Annotated in this window: 21 protein-coding genes; 14 read left to right on the top strand and 7 right to left on the bottom strand. The window is 39.5% G+C overall.

What is annotated here, in order from left to right:
• Positions 1-849: 849 nt before the first annotated feature.
• The 4 genes from JWR87_RS04380 to JWR87_RS04365 are packed head-to-tail and all read right to left on the bottom strand — an operon-like array spanning position 850 to position 7,839.
• A complete protein-coding gene (locus JWR87_RS04380; protein WP_297816061.1) occupies positions 850-1,680 on the bottom strand; it encodes an endonuclease/exonuclease/phosphatase family protein in 831 nt (276 codons plus the stop codon).
• 12 nt (positions 1,681-1,692) lie between these two features.
• Positions 1,693-3,351 (bottom strand): RagB/SusD family nutrient uptake outer membrane protein, encoded by a 1,659-nt coding sequence (locus JWR87_RS04375; RefSeq protein WP_297816059.1) that lies wholly within the window; start codon positions 3,349-3,351, stop codon positions 1,693-1,695.
• Between the two features lie 2 nt (positions 3,352-3,353).
• The gene (locus JWR87_RS04370) at positions 3,354-6,794 is read right to left on the bottom strand and encodes a TonB-dependent receptor (RefSeq protein WP_297816057.1); all 3,441 of its coding nucleotides are present in this window, start codon (positions 6,792-6,794) and stop codon (positions 3,354-3,356) included.
• Position 6,795: 1 nt separating this feature from the next.
• Positions 6,796-7,839, bottom strand: a complete 1,044-nt coding sequence (locus tag JWR87_RS04365; protein ID WP_297816055.1) for a FecR domain-containing protein — start codon at positions 7,837-7,839, stop codon at positions 6,796-6,798.
• A gap of 84 nt (positions 7,840-7,923) precedes the next feature.
• On the opposite strand from JWR87_RS04365, the gene JWR87_RS04360 reads away from it, so the two are divergent.
• Entirely contained in the window at positions 7,924-8,094 is a 171-nt protein-coding gene (locus tag JWR87_RS04360; protein ID WP_297816053.1) for a hypothetical protein, read from the top strand.
• Here JWR87_RS04360 and JWR87_RS04355 read toward each other — a convergent pair.
• Positions 8,053-8,661, bottom strand: coding sequence for a sigma-70 family RNA polymerase sigma factor (locus tag JWR87_RS04355; protein ID WP_297816051.1), 609 nt, complete (start codon positions 8,659-8,661; stop codon positions 8,053-8,055). The genes JWR87_RS04360 and JWR87_RS04355 overlap by 42 nt on opposite strands.
• A gap of 119 nt (positions 8,662-8,780) precedes the next feature.
• On the opposite strand from JWR87_RS04355, the gene JWR87_RS04350 reads away from it, so the two are divergent.
• The 11 genes from JWR87_RS04350 to JWR87_RS04300 all read left to right on the top strand — a co-directional run bounded on the left by JWR87_RS04350 (position 8,781) and on the right by JWR87_RS04300 (position 22,155).
• Complete coding sequence (locus JWR87_RS04350; protein ID WP_297816049.1) at positions 8,781-9,074, top strand: hypothetical protein; 294 nt, start codon at positions 8,781-8,783, stop codon at positions 9,072-9,074.
• Positions 9,075-9,996: 922 nt separating this feature from the next.
• Positions 9,997-11,010 (top strand): zinc metalloprotease, encoded by a 1,014-nt coding sequence (locus tag JWR87_RS04345; RefSeq protein ID WP_297816047.1) that lies wholly within the window; start codon positions 9,997-9,999, stop codon positions 11,008-11,010.
• A gap of 399 nt (positions 11,011-11,409) precedes the next feature.
• Complete coding sequence (locus JWR87_RS04340) at positions 11,410-12,114, top strand: DUF2243 domain-containing protein (protein ID WP_297816045.1); 705 nt, start codon at positions 11,410-11,412, stop codon at positions 12,112-12,114.
• A 275-nt stretch (positions 12,115-12,389) separates the two neighbouring features.
• A complete protein-coding gene (locus tag JWR87_RS04335) occupies positions 12,390-12,752 on the top strand; it encodes a DUF3703 domain-containing protein (RefSeq protein ID WP_297816043.1) in 363 nt (120 codons plus the stop codon).
• A gap of 100 nt (positions 12,753-12,852) precedes the next feature.
• Positions 12,853-13,065 carry a heavy-metal-associated domain-containing protein gene (locus JWR87_RS04330; protein ID WP_297816041.1) on the top strand — a complete coding sequence of 71 codons (213 nt, stop codon included), beginning with the start codon at positions 12,853-12,855 and terminating at the stop codon, positions 13,063-13,065.
• Between the two features lie 184 nt (positions 13,066-13,249).
• The gene (locus JWR87_RS04325; protein ID WP_297816040.1) at positions 13,250-13,792 is read left to right on the top strand and encodes a hypothetical protein; all 543 of its coding nucleotides are present in this window, start codon (positions 13,250-13,252) and stop codon (positions 13,790-13,792) included.
• 229 nt (positions 13,793-14,021) lie between these two features.
• A complete protein-coding gene (locus JWR87_RS04320) occupies positions 14,022-15,212 on the top strand; it encodes a TolC family protein (RefSeq protein ID WP_297816037.1) in 1,191 nt (396 codons plus the stop codon).
• Entirely contained in the window at positions 15,209-16,870 is a 1,662-nt protein-coding gene (locus JWR87_RS04315) for an efflux RND transporter periplasmic adaptor subunit (RefSeq protein ID WP_297816034.1), read from the top strand. Before JWR87_RS04320 ends, JWR87_RS04315 begins: the two co-directional genes overlap by 4 nt.
• Positions 16,871-17,064: 194 nt before the next feature.
• A complete protein-coding gene (locus JWR87_RS04310) occupies positions 17,065-17,448 on the top strand; it encodes a heavy metal-binding domain-containing protein (protein ID WP_297816032.1) in 384 nt (127 codons plus the stop codon).
• A 46-nt stretch (positions 17,449-17,494) separates the two neighbouring features.
• Positions 17,495-18,466, top strand: coding sequence for a heavy metal-binding domain-containing protein (locus JWR87_RS04305; RefSeq protein ID WP_297816030.1), 972 nt, complete (start codon positions 17,495-17,497; stop codon positions 18,464-18,466).
• Between the two features lie 347 nt (positions 18,467-18,813).
• Positions 18,814-22,155: an efflux RND transporter permease subunit gene (locus tag JWR87_RS04300; RefSeq protein ID WP_297816027.1), complete on the top strand. Its 3,342-nt coding sequence runs from the start codon at positions 18,814-18,816 to the stop codon at positions 22,153-22,155.
• 47 nt (positions 22,156-22,202) lie between these two features.
• On the opposite strand, the gene JWR87_RS04295 is transcribed toward JWR87_RS04300, so the two are convergent.
• The gene (locus JWR87_RS04295; protein ID WP_297816024.1) at positions 22,203-22,949 is read right to left on the bottom strand and encodes a TerC family protein; all 747 of its coding nucleotides are present in this window, start codon (positions 22,947-22,949) and stop codon (positions 22,203-22,205) included.
• 88 nt (positions 22,950-23,037) lie between these two features.
• The gene (locus tag JWR87_RS04290) at positions 23,038-23,955 is read right to left on the bottom strand and encodes an SdiA-regulated domain-containing protein (protein WP_297816021.1); all 918 of its coding nucleotides are present in this window, start codon (positions 23,953-23,955) and stop codon (positions 23,038-23,040) included.
• Between the two features lie 304 nt (positions 23,956-24,259).
• Here JWR87_RS04290 and JWR87_RS04285 point away from each other — a divergent pair, with 304 nt between their 5' ends.
• Positions 24,260-24,895: an MgtC/SapB family protein gene (locus JWR87_RS04285; protein ID WP_297816018.1), complete on the top strand. Its 636-nt coding sequence runs from the start codon at positions 24,260-24,262 to the stop codon at positions 24,893-24,895.
• A 124-nt stretch (positions 24,896-25,019) separates the two neighbouring features.
• Positions 25,020-26,237, top strand: a complete 1,218-nt coding sequence (locus JWR87_RS04280; protein WP_297816014.1) for a porin — start codon at positions 25,020-25,022, stop codon at positions 26,235-26,237.
• Positions 26,238-26,252: the final 15 nt, after the last annotated feature.

Here is a 26,252-nt window from a genome sequence, read left to right as displayed (position 1 = left end):
ATTACTGCCAGATAGAAACTTCCACGCTTTAACCTCCATTCCTTCGGTAATAGATTCGATAATAAAACCGGCTAATTCTGTTTTGTTCTTAAGATAAACCTGAACATTCTTATTCAGATATTGTAGGAGAATTTCATAGCGGTTGGTTATTCTTATAGCCATAGGCGGTAGTGTATATCCAAACAGTTGGAGCACGTGGTTTACCTTATCTACCCCTGGCGTTTGCTTGCCCTGCTCCAATTGCCTGATAAATGCAGCCCCACGCCGGCCTTTTTAGCTAGGTCAACCTATTTTTTCTTTACTGAATAAATAATGTTCACCAACCTGTATATACCCTAATTGATTTGTAAGCAATTGAGTTTTGCCAATTTTAAAATCAGGATTCTGGTGATGATACCCGTAAATCCAGTAATCGGGGCAACAACTTTACAGCACGTCGAACAATTCTGTTGGAGGTGTCAAGTGCCATGTGGCAGAGCGGGAAGCTGTTAAATTAAGGGCAAGATTAGTGTAACTGACAGTTGCAGAATACTTAAGAGAAATGGGGCTAGCCGGAAAAATTGACTTGCGAAAAAAAGCCCGCGAAAGAAGTTTTATTGTTACAGCCCGCGTTGTTTTACTCTGCTGTACCAAAGGACTTATGGCCGCTTTTCAACGTAAGCAAGTGGAGTAAAAGTCATCGCCTTTGATGAACGTAGTAGTTAAGGTACACGAGTGCGACGCAAGGATGTTACACCAGGAATTCAACAGCCGGGTACAAAAAATAACAAAAAAAACCCTGGCGCCGGAATAATGACCGATGCCAGGGTTTCTGAAAACAATCTCACCTGCAATTGTTTTAAATATACTTTACTTAATTTTTAAAACCGCCAAAACCGGCAGATGGTCAGAGGCATATTTTTCATTGATGACTTTGTGCTCTATAACCGTAAATTTTGCCGAGGGTTTATAAGCAATAAAATCAATGGTTTTATTTGGACTCTCAACAGGTATAGTAAAGCCGCACCCGGTAATACAGGTTCTTGTAAAGTTGTTATCCAAAATATTGATTACATCACTTCCCGGCACTGCGTTAAAATCACCAGCAATAATCACCGGCAATTGCTCTGACTGCAGCACCTCTGTTATTTTTCTTATCTGCAACAACCTATTAGTAGCATCGCGTTGAGCATCGAGGTGAGTAAATGCGAAAACGATCTTATGTCCTTTAGGCAATTTTATAATGGCTGTACCCAACGTTCTTGGTTCACCCTTAGTAGCTTCATCGGTCGGTAACGGTATCCGCTTCATTCCTTCCATCGGGAACCTGCTTAAAACAGCGATACCATATTCGCCGCCCTGGTAATCGATACCCTTTGAGAAGTACGACTGCATGCCTGTTAGTCGGGCCAATTCCTTTGCTTCATCCACGGTCTTTCCCGAACGCTCTGTGTTTACATCTATTTCCTGCAAGGCAACAATGTCGGGCTGTTGTTGCTTTATTACGTTTGCGATTGCAGCAAGGTCAATATAATCGGGGCGTGACGGAGGATTTGCGTGATGAATGTTATAAGAAAGTACGCGGACTTCTTCGGTACCAGCAACCGCCGAAGTGGAAGAAGCGCTTTGTAAAGATTTCTTTGCACAAGACGTGCTTAGAAGTGCACAACAATAAAGAACCATCCATTTATTATATCTCATCTTAATTAACTTTTACCATCCCGGGTTTTGCCCAAGAGCAGGGTTACGTTCTAACTGTGTTTGAGGAATAGGCCAAAGCAGGTTTTTAGGCGCATTGAACGACCGGCCTGAGTTAGCAATGATATAGCCGTTTGCATCAGCAGCAATGTTGACTACATCTGATGGCCTTGCCGCCAGCGATTTTTTAATGCCTTTTAGATCCTGTGCAAGAACACTTCCTTCGTTCCAGCGAATGATGTCGAAGTAACGCTGACCTTCTAAAGCAAGTTCTACACGGCGTTCGCGGCGGACCTCAGTTCTTACATCTAATCCATTAGCTGCAAGCTCAGTTAACACCATGTTTTTCATCCCTACCCGCTGGCGGATTTTATTTATGGTAAGATCTATGTCTGCCTGTGTTAGTGTACCCTGCTCTAATTTGGCCTCCGCATAGGTCAATAAAACTTCTGCATAACGGATCAGATGGATATCATTCTCATCTCTCGAAACCTGTCCCACTGTTGCTAACTCAACATACTTGGTAAAATAATAACCTGTTATTGTAACTGAGCCTAACTTATTTGAGATGAATTTTGGCGTTGTATAGGTACCCCAGTTAGCAGTACTTGTTTCGTTTCTGCCATCCTGCCTTCCGCCCCATGCTGCTCCCGGTTTCAACACTGTTTGCGTCATGCGGGGGTCGCGGTTAGCGAAGATGTTAGCATAAGTATCTTCTTTATACAGGGGAGATTTATCTATAGGTAATCCGTCGGTGCACAAATATGCGTCAACCAAATTTTTCGTTGGGTTCCATCTTGAAGCCTGGTCAGGCACCTGGGCTTCTCTGCTCATATTCTGATATGCAAGGGCATCTGCAGAATATAGGCGGGCCCAAATAGTTTCCTTATTTGTTCCGTTCTTTAGTTTGCCTTTATAACTAAATAAATCATTGTAACTGGTTGCCGTATTTCCACTGCTGTACAACTGGTAGATGTTGAGGTCCATCACATCTTTAGCGGCTTTTTCAGCCACGTCATATTTCTTATTGTACAGTGCAAAACGTGCTTTCAATGCCAATGCTGCTCCCTTTGTTATTCTTCCCAGATTAGCACCGGTTTGAGTGTTAGGTAACTTTGTAGATGCGTCCTGTAACTCTGTAAGTACAAAATCAACTACTTCAGCTTTAGGATGGCGCGTGCCATACACTTGAGGATCATTAATTTTTAGAGTGGTTTTGATAAGCTGTACATCTCCAAAGAAAAGAGTAAGATAACTATACAGGTAAGCCCTGATGACCCTTACCTCAGCGGCCATGGCTTCTTTGTTAGCTTCTCTTCCTTCAGCTTTCTTATAATTTTCAAGAAAGGCATTACAACGACGAATACCGTCGTAGCCGCTTGTCCATTCGCTGTTAATTCCACCAAGGTCCGAGGGATAATCTCCGCTACCAATTCTCAAAAAATCGTTTTGAGAAGAGTTTACGGTATTGTCGCCAAGGTTTTCCATGTCGAGTGTAGGCTTTCCTTTGATGTACGCATAGCACGCGTTGGCCGCAAGTTGAAGCTGTTCTTCTGTTTTGTAAAAAGTGTCGTCCACCAACTGGTCAAGTGGCCGCCTTTCAAGGAAATCTTTTTTACAGGCAACCAGAACCAACGAGCTTATTAGTAAGCAATAAAGAATTTTGCTTTTCATGATTATTTAAGATTTAAATTAATTCCGAAAATGTATGTTTTAACCTGCGGATAAAAACCACCGCTGCTAACGGGAGTCTCAGGATCATAGGCGTAAAAGAAGTTTGTTTTCGTAAACAGGTTATCTGCTGATACAAATACTCTTAAGCGGCTCATCCTTAATTTTTCGGACAACCTTGTGGGTAGCGTATAGCCAACCTGTACGTTTTTCAAGCGCAGGTATGCCGCATTCTCTAACCACATGGTAGAAAAACGCTGGTTATAAGCCAACTGGTAAGTTAACCTTGGATAAGCTGCGTTTATATTATCAGGGGTCCACCTGTCAAGATGTATTTTTTGAGGATTTGCTGATTCACTAACGTATGCATGACGACCAGAACCTTTTATGTATCCGTCGGCTTTACCTACACCTTGCAAAAAGAAATTGAAGTCAAACCCTTTCCAACCTAAATCGGCTCTGAAGGCATAAGTATAACGAGGGAAGGGATTACCGATAATTTTACGGTCTTCAGCTAAGGTGATTTTGCCGTCTTTATTCTGGTCTTCATACATCACGTCGCCAGGTGCCATTTTATCTCCGGCAACGATGGGAAACTTTGGCGCATACACGTTGGTTGTAGCATTGTAATCGAAGTCTGATGCCTGCGCAAGCCCTTTTGCTACAAGTCCGTAAAAGGCATCAATAGGTTCATTTAAAAAGCGAACCTGGTCACCAACGGTTGGGGGAACTCCTCCTAAACTAACTACCCTGTTTTTTACGTCGGAGATGTTGAAGCTGAGGCGGTACCTGAAATCTTTTACCCTGTCTTTCCAGTCAACCTGCAGTTCCCATCCTTTATTCTCAACCTTACCTGCATTTTGAGAAGGTTCAGTAGCACCAAGAACGTCAGGAAGTGTAACAGTCAAAAGGATATCATCGGTATTATGCTTAAAATAGTCAGCAGTAATTCCAAGCCGTCCGTTTGCCATTAACAAGTCTACGCCTATATTTTGCTTAATAACTGTTTCCCAGGTTAAGATCTGGTTTGGCAAGAGGGTTTGGGCGTAGGCAGGTGTAAGAATATTTCCAATGGGCATGGTGGCTACAGGGCCTATGGTAGACAAATAAGCATAATCATTACCTACTTTATCATTTCCAAGTTGTCCGTAGGAAGCCCTGAACTTAACTTCTTTAAAGATGTTTTTCAGGTTGCCGAAGAATTTCTCTTCCGAAAGGCGCCAGCCTACTGATGCAGACGGAAACAAGTTCCAACGAACGTCTTTTGCAAAACGTGAAGACCCGTCATACCTGAAGTTTACTTCTGCCAGGTATTTATTATTCAACCCGTAATTTACCCGGCCGAAAAGAGATTGTAAAGCAGTTTGCGCGTCATTGCCGCTGTTCAATTGGTTTAGTGTACCTAAATTGATATTGCTAACTTCCTGGGAAACCAGGTTTGTTCTGCTTGCTGTAAAGTTTTCGGTTACGTTCGACTCTTGTGATGCTCCCAGTAAAATTTTTACATCGTGCCTATCATTGAATGACTTCTCATAGTCAGCCATTGCAATAAACGTTTGGTAAGTATTCGTATAATCACGGTTATCAATTTTATTAGGAAAGTTTGTCTGGTATATTCTATCCCCGGTTGTTGGACTGAAATAGTCTATCGTCTTAAATAAAATCTCACGTCTCGAATTAGATTTAACTAAACCATACTGACCTCTCAGCTTAAAACCATCAAAAATGTTTAAAGCTGCACTTATATTACCTGTAAGTTCCTGCGAGTTAAATTGATTGTACCCCCCATCTGTAGATACAGCAACAGGGTTACGGGAACCTCCCAAATAACCCCAACCCCCGGTAGTAAATTTTACAGGAACTAATGGAGATATCAGGAGAGCCGTATAAAGAGGACCAGAAGACTCACCCAAATCCTCAGACGATGCTGAATACTTTCGGTCGACATAACCCATGTTAAAGTCGAGGTCAAGGCGATCGATTAATTTAGTATTAACTCTAAGGCGCACATTGTTTCTGCTTGCGCCAAAATTATTACCTGTTACTAACCCGTCCTGGTTTAAGTAACCATAAGAAGCATAGTAGGTCGTATTGTTTCCGCCACCATTTAAACTGATGTTATGGTTTTGTTGTGCGGCAGTCTTTTTATAAATTTCCTGTAGCCAGTTGGTGTTTGCAAAGTAGTTAGGGTCTGAGCCATTACGGGCTTTTTCAATATCAGCATCCGTATACGTAATTGTTCTGCCTACATTTTTCTGAGATTCATTTAAAAGGGTCATGTACTCCGGTGAACCAAGAAATTCAGGTAGAGCAGTGGGTGTTTGAAAACCGTAATAGTTGCTGTAAGACAAGCTTTGAGCACCTTTACCTTTTTTCGTTGTAATCAATATAACGCCATTGGCACCGCGAACACCATATATAGAAGAAGATGCCGCATCTTTTAGTACAGAAATACTTTCAATATCATCGGGGTTGATAATATTCATATCACCTCCGGGAATTCCATCAATCACAACCAGGGGATTTGCATCGCCTAATGTACCTACTCCCCGAATACGAATAGTGCTGCCATTCTGGCCCGGCAGGGCTGTAGAATTTCTAATGGTTACACCAGGCATCAGTCCCTGTAACGCACTGGAAGTTGCAGTAACAGGGCGACTGCGTAAGTCATCGGCAGTAACAGCGCTGATAGCTCCGGTAAGATTTACTTTTTTCTGTGTGCCATAACCTACCACCACCACTTGTTCCATTGCCTTTACTTCTTCCTCCATTTTTATGTCTAATCTCTCCTGGCCGTTTACAGCCCTTTCGATAGATTGAAATCCTATGTAAGAAAATACCAGGGTGGCACTGGTGCCGGGAACAGAGATGGAGAAGTTTCCAATTTCATCTGTAGTAGTCGCAATAGAAGTTCCTTTTATAGTTACAGTAACCCCTTGCAACGGCGTACCAGAGGTATTTGAGAGTACAGAACCACTCACCCTGAAAGCTCTCATATACGAACCTAAAGCACGATCGCCCGAAGTGTTTATACTATTGCTTTCGCCGCTGTTTGCAGTATTTGCAACAGCTACCGCAGAAATGCCATTTTCATTTTCGGGAGTTATCGCATATTGTTCAGCTGAGATTTGCTTAACATTTAAATTGCGCGCCGAAAGCATTTTTTGAAGCTTTGCCAAAAACTGTTTGCCTGCAAAATCTTCGTTGGCAACTTCAATGGTTATTTCAAGTAATTCTGACCTGCAGATAAAATTTATACCATGCTTTTTTTCTATTTCCCTTAATAGTTTATTTAATGTTTTTGCATTGGGTTCTTTTTCCTTGTAGCGGTTTTCGGTTTTGTTGCTTTTATTGTAGGCAAGTTGCCGGGCTTGTACAAGTCCAGGCATTATTACACTACAAAACAACCCGAGCCCTAATGTTCGAAGTTTTAAAGGTGTACACATATTAGTTACTCTTGGTTTTAGATTGAAAGATTAAGTCCTTGTTCTTTTTTATAATGCTGATGTTTAAGGCATATGATAGCGTTTCAAAAAAAACCTTTTCGTCCTTTAGCATAATCGTTCCTGTTATTTTTTGATTTGATAATTCAGTGTCTTGTATAACCGTGTTGTATCCGTAGCTGTCATGGATCAGCTCTGCCAGCTCCGATAAGGAAGTGTTGTTCAAAACCATCTTTTGCTCCTTCCAGTCCGAATACAGTTCTGGCTTAACCTTCTTTTTCAGGATGGATCTGCTTGCGGCGGAGTATTGAAAGAAATCGCCGGACTTTAAAAATAATGTCGACCCTTCATCCCCGTTGATACTGATCTTTATCTTACCTGTATTTAATGAAACGTTGTATACATCTTTCCTCTTCTTTAAATTAAAGGAAGTTCCCAGCACTTCTACATTCAAGTCGTCGTAGTGAACAATAAAGTGACGGGCTTTCTTACTTGTTTCTATATGTTTAACATTGAAAAATCCCTCTCCTTTAAGCCAGACTTCCCTTGTATTTGCTTTGCCAATGTCAGAAGCATATTTTATAGAAGAATTTACATTTAAAGTAATGACAGAACTATCGGGCAACACGATTGATTTTATCTCATCGGCTGCGGCAATAATTTCAATTGTGGCTGGTTTTTTATTGAAAAAAACACTGGCTGTAAAAATGATAATACCCGAAACTACAGCCGCTGCAGCCCACCAATATTTTTTAAAACTCGTGGCTTTCGCTTCCTCTTCTACCTGGTTATTTTCAAATTCCCCGATCAGTTCAAGACTTCTTGCCAATGAAGCTTCAATATTAGGTTGAGGGGGGAAATCAGTATTAAAACTGAGGTTACATATAAATTCCCTTGCTTTATCAGTAGACTCTCTTTTTGCAGGATAGTCTGTAATCCATTTATTCCAGAAATCATTGGTTTCCGTGTCGGGAAATTTCACCCAACGAAGAAAGAATTCATCGGCAATAAAATCGTTTGTGGTAAAATGTAAGTAGTCCTTTTCCATCCTTTATAAACCAGGTTATAAAAGAAGGAGTTGCCCATTTTTCATTTTACCCCACGAAAAGAAAATTTTTTATAAAATAAATAGATGCACAGCGATAACTGTTCGAGTTTCATGTTCCAGGTTGCCGGCAAGCGTTTTTGTATCGGGCATCGCTACGCCTATGTCGTCGGAACTGCCGGAACGCCCTCCGTTTATCACCAAATCGCCAGTCATTTAAGGGCAACTGCAGGAGACAGACATGGTAAGCAGGAGTAAAAAAGAAGAGACGTTTTGTTGATATACTAACCTAAGTTCGGCGATTGCCCGTGCAACTAACTTGTAGGTAGCTTTAGTGGAGATGTTTAAAATACGGGCTATTTGTTCGTACTCGAGGTTTTCGTAGTACTTAAAGTAAATCGCTTCTTTTTGCCGTTCGGTTAAATTATTTAAAGCGGCTTTCAGGTTGGTCTGCTGTTCGAATAAACTGTCTGCATTAATCATTAACTGGTCGATGGATAGCTCCAATTCAAATTGGTAGTCTTCGTCTCGCAGCGTTTCTGTGTTAAGTTGCTTTTCCTGTAAGCTTTTCATTAAACGGTTTCTAAAAGAGACAAACAGGTAACTCTCAAAGGAGGTGATGCTTTCAATTTTTTGCCGGTTTATCCAAAAGGAGGTGAGTACTTCCTGGATACAATCTTCTATCGCCAAAATATTCCTGGTAAACTTATACCCGTAGTTATATAACCTGCTATAATAAATTCTGTATATAGCTGCGTAGGCCCTTTTATCTCCATTTTTAATTGCGGCCAAAACTGTCGGATCTACCTGGGGTACTTTTTCCATACGGGCAATATTAAAAAGGAAGTGTTATCTGAATGTAAAAACAAGATTAGCTTATTATCAATTCTAATCGTGCAACATACGAGGAGCTAATTTTTGATAAATGTATCAAAAACAGGGTAATGGGAAAGGAAATACTGATTCGGGTAATTGCAATTGATGACCTGTATCCTGCAAATCCTACACCTCCTGCGACGGAAGGAGATGCTTTAGTGGCTACGTCTGCATCGCAACGTAGATGGAGCAAGGATATTTCTTTACGTGTTTTATTTTCATTTGTGCAGTATACTTCATCAATTAAAGCTCAACTGTCTTTTGGCGAAAAGCTTGTTGCACTTCCTGGAGGATGTGAAAATGCTTACTCTTTAATTTTAGCTTTGGGTTCATGCTTCATTTTGTCGTTGGTGATTTGTTGATTGTTTTCTTTCTAATCCTTACCCCTTCGACCTCCTCAACACCGCCCGGAAACTCCCAAGGCACTCTCCAAATGCTCCGCTGTCTCTTCCACCAACACATCACGGTAAGGAAGGTACCTAGGTCAGCAAATGATTTATCTTTTAGCGTTGTAACTGCTCCGTCATTAGTTACTCTCCTTTCCCTGATGAAAAGAAAGTAACCAAAGAAATCAAGAAATGAACGATAACAGCCCGTTCCTTTCGGGGGTCGTTTATTAGGCTGTAGTGTTACTGTGACTTCAACATTTGCATTTAATGCTTATTCGTTTTTGACTGCTCTAAATCGCTAAAGGTGTTGCTAATTTGTCAAGGCATCAAGGCGCCACTGTTCTTCACCACAGTAGTACAAAAGCGGAATTGAAATACAAATCGGAAAACGGGCTGTTATCGTTTTCCGAGGTCTTTTTTGGTTACTTTTTGGACAAGCAAAAAGTGACAAGAAGATGAATAAAGAACAACTCGATGATGATTGCTCATGATTACATAACTATAAATGATTAAGCCTTTATTGTTAATACAATGGTTAAGACTGTTAACGGCAATATCTTAATAAATTCTCCCGGTAAAGAGGTCTACCCATTTATTTACTGTACAAGTAATGAAATACACTGCTGCGGCAGTGTAAAGGAGCGATTTGTGGTGGAAAAGTATGAGCCCGTGAAAATTTGCCTGACAATGAGAAAATAGTACAAGTGTGCGACGCAAGGATGAACCAATGAAAACCGGAAGCAGGTAAACAAATCCACAGGAAAATACAAATAGTAAATGGGGTAAAGAGTATTAAGGAAAACGGTTGTTGAAGGATAAAAGTTTTTATGTAAATATTAACAGGAATAATGAATTTTATAACTAATAATCATAATTTGTAGAAAACTAATTTATCATGAAGAGACTTTCTACAGCCCTGTTGGGCGTATTATTTCTTGCGGGGTCGTGTAGTAAGCAAGATGCAAAAGTTGAGCAGCCCAACGAAGAACAAGCATCGGAAACGATGATCATCACTCAACGCAGTTGTGCTTCGCAGGAAGTGCTCGAGGAACAAATGAAGGCAGATCCGCGGCTCGCGACCCGAATGGCAGAGATAGAGGCGTTCACCCAAAGAACCATTCAAAACCGGCAGGCGATGCGGTTGGTTAACGGAGTTATAGAAATTCCCGTTGTGGTGCATGTTCTTTGGAACACGGCAGGACAAAACATCAGCGATGTACAGGTTCAATCGCAGATCGACGTCTTGAACGAAGATTTTCAAAACACCAACGCCGACAGGACCCTGCTTCCTGCGAATAGTTTTCAGGCTGTAGCGTCAAAGGGCTTACCGGTACGTTTTGTACTCGCCCAAGCCCCCATTCACAAATTCACCAAAACAAACAGTTTTTCATCGAACGACGCTGTAAAAAACAGTAAGCGCGGTGGCGACAATGCCATCAATCCAGCCGAAAACCTGAACATGTGGGTATGTAACCTGGGCCAGGGGCTGCTAGGTTACGCGCAGTTTCCTGGCGGTAGCCTTGCAACCGACGGCGTAGTAATTCTTTATAAGGCCTTTGGTAGCAAGGCAAAAGCGCCAGGTGGTACATACACAACCAGCTACGATCTTGGCAGAACTGCCACGCACGAAGTAGGCCATTGGATGAACCTACGACACATTTGGGGCGATGACGGCGGCGCGTGTAGTGGCTCTGACCTTGTAACTGATACGCCTAACCAGGGAGCTGAGAATTATGGTACGCCCACATATCCCCACATTAGTTGCAGTAATGCGCCGGCTGGCGATATGTTTATGAACTACATGGATTATACAAATGACAAGGCGATGTATATGTTTTCGATTAATCAAAAAGACAGGATGATGGCTATTTTCACCGCTTCTGGTCCGAGAGCAAAAATGGGCGATTAACTATTTTTTACTGCATACATTACCAGCCGCCTGCAACCGGGGCGGCTTTTTTATGTTGGAGCTGTTCACCTGGTAAGCTGATCTTCGGGCATTGTTAGCCGTAAGCCTTTTTCTTCTCGAGTGGCTTCAATAACACCTACCCATTTTTGAGGTACAGAAAGAATATAGTCAGCAGGACGATCGGGTATTAGAATTTTAGTACATAACAGGCCGCGCGGTGGTGAACACGGCTTCTATTTTTAGAAGTGGTAAGACAACGATTTTCTTTTTGTCCCCGGTCTTTATATTATACCCTACCAATGCAGTATTAGTTTACTTATTAAAAGAACACTTTCTTTCAAACTCCTTTTAAAGGGTATAGTAATTGAAATAATTATAATGATTATTAATAGAAAGTATATGCAAAAGTTACTGGTAACCTTACTGTTTACCCCGATGGGTTCATCTGTTTTTGCCTGCACCACTTGTAACAAGCAAGTACAGGAAGGTATTTACAACAGTGCATTTTTCCCTAATCTTTTAACCATGCTCTCTGCCTTTATTGTATTGACAGTGGTGGTTGCTATATTAACAGGCATTACAGCTAAGAAGTATACATCAAGGCTTGCAGCAAATCCGAAGGTTAAAATACTTTCGCCGGTACCACTAACTACAGCTTCAATGGTTTTAGGAATTGGTTTAGGTGGTTTCGCAGATGGCATTGTTCTACATCAAATACTTCAATGGCACGAAATGTTGTCGAATCGGGTTGCGGTTACCAACCTCATTGGTAAGAGCGTCAATATGTTTTGGGATGGCATCTTTCACTTTTTCTGTTTGATTGTTGTATTAGTAGGCGTTGCTTTAATGTGGAAATTGTTGAAGCGGAATGACATAAATAATTCAGGAAAACTTTTAACTGGTGGTTTAATATTAGGATGGGGTGTGTTTAATATTGTAGAGGGTGTTATTGACCACCAACTTTTGAAACTTCATAATGTAATGGAGCAGTCACCAAACCACCATGTGGCTAACTTTTCTTTTTTAGGCATATCAGTAATTATGCTAATCACAGGTTATGCCTTAGTTAATAGCGAAAGCAAACAAACACATATCACAGTGTAATATTATGGCGGCGAAAAGTAATTAACACGAGGGGGTGAAGGAAGCAACCCCTTCATCAGGCATTACAGGAAGAGAACCCGTTTGTATTATTGGTATCCGGATTGTTGCTGTATTAGTTTTCTTTAAATCCACGGTTGCCGGCTGCAATGGCTTAGCTCTGTATCAGTTGTTACTAAACTGTCTAACCCTGAAGTACAGGAAATTGTAATGCAGTATTTTTCAGGTAAATATTTTTTAATTTGTTGTAGTATACGCGAATACTAATTTAATTAATCATGAAAGTCTATTGGAAGATGCCCTCCACTTTGAAACCTTATTTCGCGCAGGAATTAGACAGCTACCGGTTCGAATTACTGAAGGGTAATTTAAATGGAGCATGGCAAAAACTGGAAAGGGCTCATATTATAGGGCAAAGATGGTTTATAGAACATAGCTATGTACATATGCTAATGCTACAGTTTGGAATTAAAATTAAAAGCCGCAAAGAGATTATGGGGCAAATACCGAGATTATTAGTAGGTGGGGTGAAATCGTTTGTAGGCAAAATTCCTGTTGGAAATACCGGAGGTTCAAATGTTCCCCCGTTAAAGAAAATGGAAATACCGGATGATTTACAACAGATACTTGCTAAAGCATAAAAGGCAAACCCAAAATTGTGTAAATCAAATCAAGAATTATGTAACAGGCCTACTGTAAACTCAAACTAATTTTACCTGACAGAAATCAATACAGACAGTCATGAAAAAAATAGAACTAAAAACAAACATTATGTGTGGTTCTTGCATAGCCAAAGTAACTCCCACACTAAACGAAGTAATAGGAGAAGGCAACTGGAAAGTTGACACACTAAATCCAAATAAAATACTTTCAGTTACTACGGAAGAACTTGACCAAACACAGGTAATTGAAGCAGTACAAAAGGCAGGCTACAAAGCAGAAGAGTTGGCTTAAAATGAATTGTTATAATGCCGGGCATAGTTTTCTTGTCAGGCTTTATACTAAAGATGCAACCGTAGCTTTGCACCTAATTCGAAAAATGTATGAATTTTCGTAACATATTGTGGAGGCTGTTCAAAGCAGTTTTCGTTAGAAAAAAAGAGTGTTGTAAATAGTTTATACTTTTGCACCGGTAATAATGAGACAAAATAAATCCATAAAACTAAAAGCAGCTTTCCTGTTAACGGTCTTTGCCCTTAACACGGTGGTAGCTTTTGCTTGTTCGATGGGATTAAATTTGGGCTATAATAAAAACCATCACAGTGCTGAAAAAGTTCAACCAGTAGAGGCTGCCCCTTCTCATAGTCATGCAGCTGGCACTAAGGCCCATCATCAAGATGCACCGGCTGCACATAGCCATGAAGACACAGCAAAGCAAGGTAATGCGGGTACAGGTTCACACAGCCATGAAAATGCAACTGCTTCTCACCATCATGAACAAAGTAATTCTGCGCAGGACGACTGCTGCACAGATACAGCCATAAAATTTCAGGCAGAGGATAAGAAGCTTCAGCAGTCACAAAACATTGCTCTTAAAGCACCTGTTTTTGTTGCGTTTCTTTCTGCTTTCTTAGGCATGGATATAGCACCGGAAAAAACATTGACTGGTACTAAAGTTCTTGCTCGTCAATTTTACCCACCCCCCGACATTCGCATAGCGATACAGTCCTTTTTAATTTGATTTTAGTTTAAATATTCGTGCTAAGGCACATGGTAAACCTATGTCTCAAAGTCAAGGTCTATTTCTTTTAACTGAAATCATTTTTTACTCTTTTATTTCCGGGTTAATGAGTGTTAGAGTTTTTGCTGAATAAAGAAAAAACTGTACAAGAGTGCGACGCAAGTAAAGCAGCATTATTGTTATACAGTTTGGCACCCAGCTTACCACTTTTTATTCCCCGTTTAACTATATGTATAAGTTTCTCTTAACTATAGCATGGGCCCTGTCTATTACAACTTGTTTTTCGCAACAACTTTTAACAAGGCAGCAGGCATACACACTTGCAGGAGCAAACCGGGTTAATACCGACGCTGCACAACTTGACCTGCTTCGGCAACAGCAACTATTAAAAGGTTCAAGAGGTTTTGACAATCCAGAATTGGAGTTTGAAATAGACCCTTACGATCCTATGGTTTTAGGGGTTCTTATGCCCTTGCGTTTGCCTGGTGTTTATGCTTCACGCAGTGGCTTGCAGAAAGAGCGTATACGCCTTTCGGAATTGATGTTGCAGCTAAACCAGTATGAAATAAACCGGTTGGTGCAAAATACCTATAACGAGGTGCAATACCTGTATGCAAGAGTTAATTTATTACAGCAGCAAGACAGCTTATACCAAAGCATAAAAACAGCAGCAAAAAGAAATTTTGAAGCAGGACAAATTAACAAGCTGGAAGAACTATTTGCGTCTAACGAAGCGAACAACCTGCATAATGAATTAGAAAGGACATTGATTGAATTGCCTGCACAAAAAAGAGCCTTATCCTACATTTTAAATTATAGAACAGACTTTATCGTAGATAGCTTTCGGGCAATGACAACAGACCCGATGTTGCTATCAATACTGGATACAATTTCAAATTCAATTCGTCCGCAGATATTACAACAACAGGTTGTTGTAAGCCAGAAAGAACTAAAAGCCGAACGGGCAGAATTGCTGCCGCAAATAAATACAGGTCCTCTTTTTGGCTTACAGCAACCACACGGAGAAGGTACTAAAAGACAAGGATGGAGAGTAAGCCTTTCAATGCCAATATGGAGAAGCCAAAACAGGGCAAGAATACAGGCAGCTCAAACAGGCGTACAACTTGCCGAAGCGCAGCGAAGAAGAGAGATACAGGACTTAAATAGGGAATACACCGTTGCGATGTCTCAACTATTAAGAGAACAAAAAAGCCTTCAATACTATGCCACGGTCGCCAATCAACAGGCTGTTGATATAACACAAACAGCACTTAGACTATTTGAGGCAGGTCAGGTAAATTATATAGAAACAATGAGAAACATTATCACTGCCTTTCAAACCAGAGTCAACTACCTGGAGACTATACGAAACTTCAACCAGGCACTAACTGAATTAAAATACTTAAACGGTTCGTTATGATAAAGTACATCATTCTTCTGCTTTTATTACCTATTAGTGCTATTGCACATGAAGGTGACGGTAAAGCAGCAGCAGCCACATCAACAACAGCATACTTTAGTTCTGAAGCAAGTTCGGATAAGTATGAAACGTTGATTAAGTACAAAACCATACCGGTAGGCAAAGAAGGTTCGTTTCAATTGTACATAACCGATTTCGTCTCCAACAAAGCTGTTCAAATAACCGATTTAAAAACTTCGGTTTCGGGTAATGCAGACTTAAAACTTACGCTTAGTAAAATAGACACAGGTGTCTTTGAAGTCAAAGGAATATTTCCGGACAAAAAGGCGTACAATATTTCTGTTAGCCTAAATAGTCAGCTTGGCCCCGACCTGCTCTTAATTAAAGACATCGAAATAGGAAAAGAGTTACCAAAGCCTGCGGTGGAAGAAGAGCATTCCCATTGGTATAGCAGCAACTGGTTCTACGGCATTTTAGGTTTGCTTGCAGGTATGGTTGCTATGTATTTTTTAATGCGGAAGACAAACAAAAAAGTAGTTGCAGCAACCGCAATATTTCTGCTCATTTTTCCGACTGCAACTACCAACTACATTTCAGCTCATGGTGGTGATGACCATGGTGTAGCAAAGCCTACTACCGGCGGTCCATCTAACACGTTTATAGTTGAGAAAGAAACACAATTTCTTTTTGACATTCTTACTGCCAGAGTGGTTACCGCAAACTTCAACCGGTCAACGGGGGTGCTTGGTACAGTGGTGCCATCACCTAAAGGTGTAGCAGTAATACAAACACCACAAACAGGTAAAATAGTATCCATCAAAACAACTGTAGGTCAACGTGTTTTAGCAGGGCAGGTATTGGCTGTTATAGAGCAGCAGGTCGATGCCGGAACACAAGTGAGCATTCTTACTCAAAGAAATAGTGTAGATGCGGAATACAATGCTGCAAAGGCACAGTACGATAGATTGAACGGCATTGCAGATATAGTTGCAAAGAAAGATCTGACGGAGGCAAAGGCAAGGATCGAAACGGCATTCAAAAACAAAAGACTGTTTAATGCTAATGCAGCAGGCAATGTTAGTAGTACCAGGATGATTACGTTAACTGCTCCTATCAGTGGTATTGTGGGCACTTTCAATTATTCAATTGGTGCAGTGGTAAGTGCAGGTCAAACCCTTTTTGAAATCACAAACCTTCATAAGGTTTTTGTAGAAGCACAGGTATTCAGTAAAGACGTAGCAAATCTTAAAGGCATCCAAAAAATAACAGCTGCTTCTAACAACCCGGCTGATACTACTTCCTATTCATTAAGGATTGTTTCCACCGCACAACAGGTTAATCCTGAAAATCAATCACAGGTAGTATTGTTCGAGGTGACTAATGCAAATGGTCGTTTCAAAATTGGCGAGAACATTAATATCAGCATCTTTTCAAGCGATTACTCAAAGGCCGTTATAATACCTGATGAAGCAATAGCAGATGTAAACGGAAAGCCTGCTGTTTTCATAAAAGACCTTGCAGAACAATACTCAATAAGCTATGTCAATAAAGGCACTTCAAATGGTAAGCAGGTAAACATAATCAAAGGTGTTGAGGAAGGAGAAAGAGTAGTTACGAATGGAGTATATCAAATGAAAACAATGTTTTTGAATCAATAGGCAAGGGGCAATGGGGCAATAGGCAAGGGGCAATGGGAGGTTTTGTGGGGCAAGCATTGGTAAATAATTAAGCATTCTTGCGTCGCACTCTTGTACTATTTGTGCTTAGGGCAGCAACAAAAAGACGAGACATACTAACAATAGACTTAGTTATAACAACACACAATAAACTTTTAAACAATAAAACAAACAGAATGAACAAACTAAAATTTCTCTTCCTGATTACAATGGCTGTTTTCACTTTTAGTGCTGTGGATGCACAAACAAAAAAGATGTCAGTTAAAACGGCAACAACTACAAAAACAACCACGACTAAGGCATCTGAACAAGCGGCAAAGTATCAATGTCCAATGAAATGCGAAGGCGATAAAACCTATGCAAAAGCTGGTAAATGCCCAACTTGTAAGATGGCATTAGCCAAGGTTCAAAAAGAAATAGCAGCATATAAATGTCCTATGATGTGTGAAGGAGACAAAACATACACTAAGGCAGATAAATGTCCGGTTTGCAAAATGAATTTGGTAAAGGCAGATACTAAGAATGTATCTGGTGGACACGGAGATCATAACCATAATTAATTAGCCAAAACCTGTCAGGTTTAATAAGGTCTTAAAAAAATAAAAGATGAAGATGTATTTTAAAATCAGTACAACAGTTCTTGCAATAGCAGGCGCTCTAACATTTACAGCTTGCGGTAATAATGAAGCAAATAAGATGAAAGCTTCGACAACAGACAGTGCAACAGCAGCACACAGTGGCGACCATACTTTTGCTTGTCCAATGCATCCTGAGGTAACAGGTAAAGAAGGTGACAATTGTCCTAAATGTGGGATGAAACTTGAACATAACGATAATGCAGGTGGACCAAGTAATGTAAAAATGCAGTTCACTACTATACCTGAAACAGTTAATCCTAATCAGGAAGTTACCCTATCGCTTATCCCTAAGTTAAAAGACAACGATAAGGAACAAGTTCCTTTAGATGTAGAGCATGAAAAGAAAATTCATCTTATCGTTGTAAGCGATGATCTTTCTTACTTTAATCACATCCATCCCGAGATGAATGCTGATGGAGCTTATTTAGTAAAAACAAAGTTTCCTGCCGGCGGCAAGTACAAACTATTTGCTGATTATAAACCAAGTGGTAGCAATCATACACTAGACAAAATAGATGTAACGGTAACAGGCTCTGCACCCGCTGCTAAAAATTACGGTGCAGACAAACTACAAACGAATGTTAACGGCTATACAGTAGCACTTACGCCTACAGGTGGCCGGTTCGTTACAAAAACTCCAATGCACATTACAGGGACTGTAACACAAAACGGTAAAGCTGTTGACCCTAACACAATGGAAAATTATTTAGGAGCGAAAGCACACATGGTAGTAGTAAGCCTAAAGGAGAAAGAATATTTACACGTTCATCCGGGTGTTGAAAATGGAAAGTTTGATCTACATACAACGTTTGAAAAAGCCGGTACATACAGAGGATGGATACAGTTTCGTACAGAAGGTGAATTACACACGGCTGATTTTGTTATCAATGTTGGGGAAGGAACAGGCAATGGAGGCGGTGAAGAACATGCGGGGCATTAATAGGAAATAGACAATAGGCAATAGGCAAGGGACAATGGCAATGAGCAATGAGCAATGAGCAATGGGCAATGGGCAATGGACAATGGGCAATGAGCAATAAGCAATAATTAATGGAAACAAGGCACACTTTAGGATGAAAAGGACTTCTTGTGTATTGCGATTGGCATCGTTTGAAGTTGCTTATTGTTATTGTTCTTTTTTGCCAATTGTCTATTCTTCTTCAATTGCTAATTGCACCATTTTGCTTCCTTGCCAATTGCCAATTGTTCTTCTTTGCTAATTGCCTATTGCTAATTGCCATTTGCCTATTGCTAATTGCCCATCGCCCATCGCCAATTTTAAAAGATATGCTTAATAAATTAATTCAATTTTCATTACGAAACAGGTTGTTTGTTCTTGCAACAGCAGCCCTAGTAATGGTATACGGTGTATTTACATTAGTAAGTTTACCGGTAGATGTATTGCCCGATTTAAACAGGCCGAGAGTAACCATATTTTTGGAAGCAAATGGTATGGCTCCTGAAGAAATTGAAGCACAGGTAAACCTGCCCATTGAAACATCTTTAAACGGTGCTCCGGGTGTTGAAGCAGTAAGGTCAGTTGCATCACCAGGCTTAGGCATGGTGTTCGTTGAATTCGACTGGGACACAGATGTATACAGGGCAAGGCAATTAACATCAGAAAGAATACAGTCTATTGAAATGCCTGAAGGCATTACACCACAATTAGGTCCTATTAGCTCCATCATGGGGCAGATAATGATGGTAGCAGTTACGGGAGATACAACATCACCAGCTGATTTAAGAACACTATCAGACTTTACAATCAGAAGAAGATTAATGAGCATTAAAGGGGTATCGCAGGTGATACCTATAGGCGGAGAACGCTTACAATACCAGGTCCTAATATCATCCGAAAAACTTAGACAATACAATGTTTCAATAGATGATATTGATAAGGCATTATCGGCAACCAATCAAAATACAACGGGTGGTTTTATAAACAACAAAGGTTCAGAAGTACTGGTAAGAAACATTGCAAGAGCAAATACTTTAGAAGACTTGGCAAGTACTGTTGTAACAAGTAAAGACAATGCAAGCGTATTATTAAGCCAGGTTGCAGAAGTTAAGTTTGGAGGTGCAGTAAAGAGAGGTGATGGTTCATTAAATGGACGACCGGCAGTTATATTAAGTATAGAGAAACAACCTACAGCAAGTACGGTTGAACTAACAGAAGACATTAGGGAAGCCATAAAAGAAATGCAAATTTCATTGCCACCAGATGTAAAGATTAATACTGAAGTATTTAATCAGAGCAGCTTTATAACTAACTCCCTAACTAATGTTGAACATGCATTAAGAGATGGATTTATTTTAGTAATAATAATCTTGTTCTTGTTCCTCTTAAACTTTAGAACAACCATAATAACGTTAACTGCTATTCCATTATCAATTATCATTACTGCAATTATTTTTAAGTTCTTCAACATTTCTATTAACACACTTACTTTAGGTGGTTTGGCAATAGCCGTTGGCGAATTAGTCGATGATGCAATTGTGGATGTAGAAAATGTATACAGGAGATTAAAAGAAAACTTTGCAAGCAAAGAACCAAAGCCTTTACTGAAAGTTATTTATGATGCAAGTAGCGAGGTAAGAAACTCGATTGTTTATGCAACAATTATTGTTGTATTAGTATTCTTGCCGTTATTCTATTTGCAAGGAATAGAGGGGAGAATATTTGCACCATTAGGCATTGCGTACATTACTTCAATCATAGCATCATTGGTAGTTTCATTAACCGTTACCCCTGCGCTATGTAGTTACTTATTAAGCAAGAGAAAGCACTTAAATCACATCAACTTAAAGTTCTGGGGGAAGTCAATAGGCAATAGGCAAGGGGCAAGGGGCAATGAGGGAGAGTCAATGGGCAATGATTTAATGGGCAATAGGCAATCAGCAATGAGCAATGAGGAAGGAATGACTGACGAAAAGCTTTCTTCCTTGCCTATTGCCAATTGCCCATTGCCAATTGCAGAAAGTTCTTCCTTGCCTATTGCCAATCGCCCATTGCCTATTGCTGATAATGACGATGACAGCCCATTAGTAAGATGGTTAAAAAAGCAGGACACGAAAGTTTTACACTGGGGTTTAAAACATACTAAGCCAATCATTGCTGTTGCAATTGCAATGATAATTGCAGCTATGGCAATAGTACCTTTTTTCGGTACTGAATTTCTTCCACCCTTCAATGAAGGCAGCTTTACAGTAAACGTTGTTGCACCAGCCGGTACATCATTAGAAGAAGCAAATAAAATAGGAAGCATAGCAGAAAAGCAAATTCTTAAAGTACCTGATGTATTACTTACATCACGTAGAACAGGTAGAGCAGAATTAGATGAACACGCCGAACCACCAAGCTATACAGAGATAGATGTAAGTCTTAAAGACGAAAGGCGTGACATGGAGGAAATACTAAATGACATCAGAGCAAACCTCGACATCATAAAAGGCAGCAGCGTAAACATTGGTCAACCCATTTCACATAGATTAGATCATTTGTTAAGCGGAGTAAGAGCACAGGTGGCAATTAAAATATATGGCAACGACCTTGCAGAACTAAGAAGCAATGCAGAAAGACTTAGTACAATAATAACGGATGTTCCAGGTGTAGTAGATGTACAGGTAGAAGCACAGGTATTAGTACCACAATTAAAAATAAAGGTAGACAGGCAGGCATTAAAACAATATGGTTTACAGGCAGGAAAAGTAGCAGACGATTTAGAGATATTTTACAATGGCAGAGTAGTGAGCCAGATCATAGAGGGACAGAAATCCTTTGATGTGTTAGTACGTTCAACAGATGCAGAAAGAAACGATATACAGAATGTAGGTAACACACAAATAGAACTTCCTAATGGTTCCCTAATTCCACTGTCACAAATAGCAACGATCGAAATTGAAAATGGTGTCAATTCAATAGTACATGAAAATACACAACGAAGAATAGTAGTAAGCAGTAATGTACAAGGCAGAGATTTAGGAAGTGCAGTAGAGGAAATGCAGCAAAGAGTTGCGAAAGATTTAAAGTTGCCCCAAGGGTATTATTTAGAATACGGTGGCCAGTTTGAAAGCCAGCAGTCAGCATCAAAGTTAATTTTAATACTTAGCCTCTTTTCATTTGCCGGTATCTACCTGGTTCTATTTAGTCACTTCAAATCCAACAGGATTGTTTTACAGATCATGTTGAATATACCGTTAGCATTAATAGGTAGCGTAGTAGCTGTTATGCTTACAGGAGGCACATTTTCAATAGCAACAATGGTAGGTTTTATTACACTAACAGGTATAGCCAGCAGAAACGGCATCATGATGATTTCGCATTACATACACCTGGTAGAACATGAAGGGGAAACATTTAGCGACAGCATGATCATCAAAGGCTCATTAGAGAGAATGGTACCAGTACTAATGACCGCATTAGTGGCAGCCCTTGCACTTATCCCTCTAACAATGGATGCATCAGCACCAGGTAAGGAAATATTGTATCCAGTAGCAACAGTCATACTGGGCGGTTTAATCAGTTCAACCCTCTTAGACATGATTGTTACACCGGTAGTATTCAAGAGGTTTGGGAAGAAGGCGTTAGAGCAATATTTTGAGGCGCATAGTAGGAAGGATGGACTTTGATCTGTGTATTTTATGGTAGCAGTAATAAGAAGCATAGCCAATGCTTCTTATTCTGTTTTCCGCACTTCTTCGCGTAAATAATGCTCTTTAGTTTCAACTGGTAGTGCAGTTCTTTTCGTTGAGCGCATTTGAATAATATTAACCAATAAAGAGAAACCCATAGAAAAATAGATATATCCTTTCGGTATGTGCATGCCCAGTCCATCGCCTATTAATGATACTCCAATTAATAGAAGAAAACTTAGGGCAAGCATTTTAAAAGCAGGATGATCGTTTACAAATCGACTGATAGGACCGGAGGCAAAAAACATGATACCTACTGAAATTATCACTGCTACATACATTATCCAAAGTTCATTTGCCATGCCTATTGCAGTAATGATACTGTCGATGGAAAACACCAGGTCAAGAAGTAGAATTTGGAATATCACACCTTTAAAAGAGGTTACTTTAAGGTCTTTTTGTGTATCACCTGCTTCGCCTTCCATCTTATGATTAATTTCGGAAGCGCTTTTGTAAATAAGAAACAAGCCCCCTAGAATAAGGATAAGGTCTTTGCCGGAAATGTCAACCGAAAAAACGGTAAATAAATTCCCCTCAAGTTTTAATATTAAGGAGATAATGCCAAGCAGCGCAAGCCGCAGAAACATCGCTAATATTAGCCCCAGTCTCCTCGCTTTGTTCTGTTGATTTTTAGGAAGTCTTGCTGCTACAATAGATATGAATATCACATTATCCAATCCTAACACTACCTCCAACAACACTAACGTGATTAATGGTACAATCCATTCCATAATTGTAAAAAGTTTTAAAGTGTTTAATTATTAAAAGGAAAAAATTGAAATATAAATTTTGGGTGCCCTTGTCTTCCTTAAACAAGTACTAAAATTTCACTTTCAAAATATTTCCCTCGCCTTTTTTGCCCTCGTTAGAAATAAAAAGTTCTCCTGCCGGGTTGAAAGTTATTCCTTCAGGCTGTGCAAAATCTTTACCACTTAACGACGCAAAAAACGTAATCTCTCCCTGCTTATTCAAGATTAAAAGTTTAGGATTTGTTCCCTCTATCATATAATAATTGCCTTCTGTAGGGTGTATTGCTATTGCAGACGGCTTAAAACCTTGTTTTTTCTTTTTACCCGCTTTCTCAAACAAAGCGTTATTGAGGTCTATGGAAAAAACAGCTTTTTTCGACAATTGTTTATTCCTTAGGTCAAACAAATATATTCCCTTCCTGCTTCCGCCTGCTTCCTCTTCTTTATATGCTAATAGTAGTCTATTGTTAGCCTTATCATAGCATAGCGCTTCTACATCGTTTTGAGCATTCAGGTAAGTTTCATACTTTTTTACTTTAGGTTCGGCGTCTTCAATATCCAATACTTCGTAAATTACTCCGCCGCTATTTACTACATAAGCAGTAGAGCCAGCTAAAGCAATACCTTCATAATCGCCTCTGCCTGCAAATGGTATTTCCCTTTCAATCTTTTTATTATCAGTGTTATAAATAAAAATAGTTCCTAATTCATCTTGCACACAAGCAAATAAGTTATCTCTAAAATGCGCAATGTCCGATACTTCAGACAGCACTTGCGGCAAATCGTATTTCTCAACAATCTCGTAAGAAGTAGAACTGCTTAATTCCCCCGGCTTATCTTTCTTTTTATCCTTTTTATCCTTCTTGTCTTCCGGTTTGTTGCTATTCCAAAAGGCTAAATCAGGCATCCGGTTCGTGGTAAGTTTATATGCCATAAGTCCTAATGCCAACATGGTAATAATAAGGAGGACAATAACCAGAATTTTCATAACAATACGTTTACTTTTTAATGTTGGTATACTTCACGCCACATAAAATCTATAGACGGTACAAGTAGTCAACAATTTTTTGGGGTGTAACAGTATTATTACTGTTTGGCATCGTTGCGTCGCACCCTTTTACTGTTTTTTCAATATTAGACCATGCAATATTACCCTACGTAAAGTATAAAATATCATTCCATTCTATTCCGTTACAATTAGAGGCACCATTATTTTACCTAATTACCTTTGTAATTTTGCAGGTCGTAAAACTTTTAGTTTTTACTGCACCCCAAAAATACTTAGCTACTATATGGAATTTTTACTGGAGCGGGAAGATTTGATAAGCATTGGTCTATCTATTTTATGCGGAGCCATAATCGGGTTTGAGAGGGAATATAATAACAAGTCAGCCGGCTTTCGTACTATAATCCTCATTTGTCTTGGTTCAACTATTTTCACAATAGTGTCAAAACATGGATCAGGTAGTGATGATAGAATTTCGGCAAATATTATAACAGGCATTGGATTTATAGGGGCAGGGGTGATATTTAAGGATAAGCTATCAGTTTTAGGGTTAACGACAGCGGCAGTAATTTGGACCACTGCAGGCATTGGCATGGCTACGGGTATTGGGTATCATTTTTTAGCATTCTCCTTGACCATCTTTACTATAATAGTGTTATCACTCTTTGGTAGAATCGAATATTTAATAGACAGGCTAAATCATACCAGAACAATCAATATCACTTTCAAGGATGCTGATATTAGTAACATAAAAATTATTGAGAAGTATTTATTGGATAGAAGAATGAAAAGTAAAAGAATAATGATGAATAAAAGCAAGGGGCAATTATTTGCCATCCTGAAGGTTAGGGGCACTGAAAGACAATTTGTTTTGCTAAATGAAGAATTAATTAAAACAGAAAATATTGTGGAATATTATTGAACAGACGCTTTAACAAAGAATACAACTGCCAGTTTTTATTGGTAAGGCTGTTTCACTTTGAAAGACTGGAGTAAAATATAATTGAGCAAGACTGGAGCAAATTTGGAGGATGTAAAATAATATAATGGGAAGGTTTCTATTTTTTACTGTGTTACTGTGTTTACTAAATGTAAAGGGGAATGGCCAGACTTACCCTAACAAAACCAATATTATAAAATCTGAAAATAAAGAAAATTTTATAGCACGTTTTGGAGAGGGGCTTTCTTATACTGCCCCTGATAGTTCGATGAAAATAAATTTTAGTACAAGGTTCCAGACTTTGTTCATTGCCCAAAAACCTTTATCGAAAAATGCAGCGATAGAAAAAGAAATGATGATTCGGAGATTTAGGGTAAAGTTTGAAGGATTTGCTTTTACTCCAAAATTAGATTACAAAATTGAATTGGCTTTAAGTAACCAGGATGTTGGTCCTGTGATGAGACAAACCGGCAGTGCAGCGAATATTGTTTTAGATGCAGTTTTAAAATACCGCTTATTTAAAAACAGTGAATTATGGTTTGGACAAACCAAACTGCCAGGAAACAGGGAACGTGTTATTTCGTCGCAGGATCTTCAATTTGTTGATAGAAGCCTCGTAAATTCTACTTACAATCTTGATAGAGATGTAGGCATTCAATTTCATCACAAGGCAAAAATAGGTGAGGTTGTTTTAAAGGATATTTATGCTATAGCGTTAGGTCAGGGTAGAAATGTGACAGCCGCCGATACAGGTGGATTAAGCTATACAGGAAGATTTGAAATATTGCCATTCGGAGAATTTACAAATAAGGGGGATTACTTTGATTCTGACTTTGAAAGAGAGCCTAAACCTAAACTTTCAATAGGGGCAGGCTATAGTTATAACAATAATGCCCGTCGGGAAAACGGGGAACTGGGTTCTTTTCTAAAAGAAACCCGAAACTTAAAAACGTTTTTTGCAGATGTTATGCTTAAGTATAGAGGGTGGTCGGTAACAAGTGAGTACATGAATAAAACAAGTGACAAATCGCCCGTTTTAAAAGATACCTCCGGTTTCTTTCGAACAGGATATGGGTGGAATATTCAAAGTGGTTTCTTGTTTAAAAATAATTTAGAGCTGGCAGGCAGATTTACAATAGTAAATCCTACAGCTATAATCAAAACATTTAGGCAAGCTGAAAAAGTAAAAGAATACACCATTGGTATGTCCAGGTATTTTAAAGGCCATAATTTGAAAATGCAAACCGATGTCAGTTATATAAATGACTACGGAGAAATATCTGCGGGATTAAGATACAGGCTGCAGGTAGAAATGGGTTTATGAGCAATGGCGTGGGGG

It is taken from the genome of Segetibacter sp. (genome assembly GCF_025963695.1).
Lineage (GTDB): Bacteria > Bacteroidota > Bacteroidia > Chitinophagales > Chitinophagaceae > Segetibacter.
Note: the sequence above shows the minus strand (reverse complement) of the source record. Positions and strands in the feature narration are given on the sequence as shown.